This is a genomic window from Bradyrhizobium altum, assembly GCF_020889705.1.
Classification (GTDB): Bacteria; Pseudomonadota; Alphaproteobacteria; order Rhizobiales; family Xanthobacteraceae; genus Bradyrhizobium; species Bradyrhizobium altum.
The window spans coordinates 1-3514 of record NZ_JACMYP010000458.1; the positions used below are offsets into that span (position 1 = coordinate 1).

The window sequence follows — 3514 nt, forward strand, 5'->3', positions numbered from 1 at the left end:
CCACCCCGATCGTATCGGGGCTGGCGGTGAGATCGATGATCGCTCCGCACGACAGGCCGCTGCGGCGGCGCTCCGACAGGTCGGTGCCGGCGGCGCGGAATTCGGGCACGGACAGTGCCTCTGCGATTGCGACGCTCATGCGGCATCCCTCCCTTTCAGCGCGGCGACGATGCGGTCGGGCCGGATCGGAATCTCGGTGAGGCGGACGCCGATCGCATTGTGGATCGCGTTGGCGACCGCGGCCGAGGTCGGCACCGTCGACGCCTCACCGATGCCGACGCTGTTGCCGAGCACATGGTCGAAGCCGGCTTCGTCGAAATGGACATCGATCTCGGGCGTGTCGGCGATACCAGGGATGCGATAATCCTCCATCCCCGCGGTCAGGACGTCGCCGCTGGTCGGATCAAGCTCGCGCGCTTCGTAGAGCGCGTAGCCGAGGCCCTGGATCACCGCGCCGCAGGCCTGGCTGTGCGCCAGCGCGGGCGCTGCGATCTTGCCGACCGCGATGCCGGTATGCACGTTGAGCACGCGCACATGGCCGAGCCAGGTGTCGACCTCCACCTCGATCACCTGCACCGAGCTCGGCACGCCGGCGCCGACCGCGATGTTCGAGAAGCGCCGCATCATCCAGCCGAACACCATGCCGATCAGGCCGACTTCGCGCAGCGGCGAGCGGATGCCGGGCGCGGTGTTCTTGCTGTCCTCGCCGCGCGACTCCATCACGGCGATATCGGGCGAGCGCGCGATCAGCTCGCGCCACGGCGCGTTCGAGCCGGGCGCGGGCTTTCGTGTCGCCTGTTCGAGGATCGCGGCCTTCAGCTTCCGCACCGCCTGCAGCGTCGGCGGCATCACCGAGGCAGTGACGCGGCTGCCGCCGGAGCCCGGCCCTTCGGGCAGCGATGAATCGCCGATCCGCACCTCGATGTCGCCGGGTTCGAGATCGAACTCGCGCGCGATCGTGTCGGCAAGCACGCTGCGGGTGCCGGTGCCGATGTCCTGCGTCGCGGTGCTGGCGACGATGCGGCCGGCCCTGACTGCGACCTCGACCTTCACGTTGGGCTGCCAGAGATAGAGCCAGTAGCCGGTCGCCATCCCGATGCCACGGCGATAGCGTCCGTTCTGCGCGGGCTTCCGATTGCGCCAGATCTCGAGCCCGGATGCCCAGTCGTAGAGCCGCTGGCGGTTGGGATCGGGATCCCAGCGCTTGCGCAGGGCGATCGGGTCGACGTTGAGCCGCAGCGCGGCCTCGTCGATCGCCTGCTCCACCGCGAACGCCATCGGCGGACCGCCGGGGCCGCGGAAGGCCGCGCCGGGCGGCAAATTGCTGATGACGTCGAAATCCGAAAGGTCCTTCGCCTCGGCCGGATAGATCAGCCGCGCCAGGCCCGCGATCGTCGAATTGGTCGCAGCGCCCGTATCGGCATGCGCGGTGACAGAAAGTGCCTTCAGGCCACCCTGCTCGGACGGGAGCAGCGCGACCTTCAGTTCCGCGGCCGGACGATAACCGGCGACGGACAGCTCTTCCTGCCGATCGTAGGCGACTCTAACAGGCGCCTTCGCTTCGCGCGCCAGCTCGATGGCGGCGATCGTCTCGACGCCGAGGCTCGCCTTCGATCCGAAGCCGCCGCCGACGTGATCGGCGATGACGCGGACCTTGTCGTGATCGAGCTTGTAGCGTTTTGCGATCTGCTCCTTCAGATGAAACACCTGCTGGGTCGAGGCGTGCAAGGTCAGCCGGTCGCCGTCGAAGCGCGCCACCGCGGCGTGCGGCTCGAGGCACGCATGCTGCTGCGTGGCGGTGCGGAAGGTCGCTTCGACGAGCAGGCGGTTGTTGGCCTGGCGCGCCTCGTCGACCCAGTTGCGGGCTTTCTTGGCGCGCGTCGAGAACACCGCGGTCGGCCCGCGGATGTTCTGTTTCCATGGCGCCGGCCCGCCGGCCGCCTCCGAGACATTGCCGGCCCGCTTGCGGCTCGCTCTGTCGAACACCACAGGCGCGCCGTCCTTGCGCCCGGCGTCGAGCCCGACCACCGCGGGCAGCCGTTCGCTGGTCAGCTTGATCGCAGCCAGCGCGGCCAGCGCGGTCTTGCGGTCCTTTGCGGCGACCGCCGCAATCGGCTCGCCGACATAGCGCACGATACGGTCGTCGCCGAGCAGCGACACCGCGGCGACACCGGCGAGCGCGCGCGCCGGTGCCAGATCGAGCGCGGTGATGCGGGCATGCGCCTCGCGCGAGCGCAGGATCAGGCCTTCGAGCTGGCCGTCATGATTGATGTCGACGGTGTACTTTGCCGCGCCCGTCACCTTGTCGCGCGCCTCGATGCGCGGCGCTGTGACATTGTCGCCGTCGAAGCGGCCGGCGCAGGCGTCCGCCACCGCACGGAAAATGCCGTCATAGGCGCCGCAGCGGCAGAGATGGCCCGACAGCGCCGCGCCGATCTCCTCGCGTGACGGCACGACCGTTCCCCTGGTCGCGCGCCAGCGGTCGCAGAACGCGGTCGCCTCCACGATGAAGCCCGGCGTGCAGAAGCCGCATTGCAGGGCGTCATGCGCCATGAATGCCTTCTGCACCGGATGCAGCCCGGCTGCGCCGATGGCTTCCACCGTCGTCACCGCTTTGCCGGCCGCGGCGTGCGCCGGCATCAGGCAGCTTGCGACCGGCGCACCATCGACCAGCACCGTGCAGGCGCCGCAGACACCGGCACCGCAGACGAGCTTGGTGCCGGTGAGCTTGAGCTGGTCGCGCACGATGTCGATCAAGAGCGCATCGGGATCATCGGGCAGCGATTCAACGCGGCCATTGATGGTCGTCGTGCTCATGGATGTCCTCCTGTCTTGCGGCGTGTCGGCTTGTCCTTGATTGCCGCCGTCTTGACGGGCGGCTTCTGCGATTTCGGCAAGGCGCCCGCGCAGAGCGTTCGTACCATCATGGCCATGTCCTTCAGGAACGCATCCGCCGGCTGCATCGCCGGATACTGCGACTTCGATGCGTACACTGACATTTCGACCAGCCGCGCGAATTCGGCCGGCGAGAGCTCCTGCGGCAGCGCAAGCTGATGCTTGCGAACGGTCCGCGCGATCGTCGCGACCATTCGCTCCGCGTAGCGTGCGGCATAGGTCTGGTAGAGATCGCGCGCGTGCACGAGGTGTTCGGAATACAATTCCTCGAGATGCGGCGAGCCGTCCAGCGACGCGATCATGGTCGACATCCGCGCGGTCATGCCCGCGGCAAGGATGTCGCCGAGACTGCCGTCCGCCGTCTCTGCCTCGGCAACGGCAACCTCCTCGGCCGCGATCGCGGACTCATGCACGCGCTCGATTACGGCGCGAAACAGCGCTTCCTTGGATTCGAAATGATGATAGAGCGCCTGCCGCGTCAGGCCGGCCGCTTCGGCGACCTGCTCGATCGAGGAGCGGCGAAAGCCGTGCCGGCGGAAAACCAGCATGGTGGCGTCGAGAATGCGGGTTTTCGGTCCCATTTGACGAATTTGACAAATATAGGAGAACTGTCAAATCG

The 3514-nt window shown here is 68.0% G+C and carries 2 protein-coding genes; both read right to left on the bottom strand.

What is annotated here, in order from left to right:
* Positions 1-135 precede the first annotated feature (135 nt).
* The gene (locus H8B02_RS46130; RefSeq protein ID WP_229172345.1) at positions 136-2817 is read right to left on the bottom strand and encodes a molybdopterin-dependent oxidoreductase; all 2682 of its coding nucleotides are present in this window, start codon (positions 2815-2817) and stop codon (positions 136-138) included.
* Positions 2814-3476 (bottom strand): TetR/AcrR family transcriptional regulator, encoded by a 663-nt coding sequence (locus H8B02_RS46135; RefSeq protein WP_229172346.1) that lies wholly within the window; start codon positions 3474-3476, stop codon positions 2814-2816. The genes H8B02_RS46130 and H8B02_RS46135 overlap by 4 nt, the downstream gene beginning before the upstream one ends.
* Positions 3477-3514 lie beyond the last annotated feature (38 nt).

What these genes read in the sequence shown, in the direction of transcription:
- H8B02_RS46130 (WP_229172345.1), bottom strand. Translation starts at nt 2,817, where the DNA reads ATGAGCACGACGACCATCAATGGCCGCGTTGAATCGCTGCCCGATGAT.
- H8B02_RS46135 (WP_229172346.1), bottom strand. Translation starts at nt 3,476, where the DNA reads ATGGGACCGAAAACCCGCATTCTCGACGCCACCATGCTGGTTTTCCGC.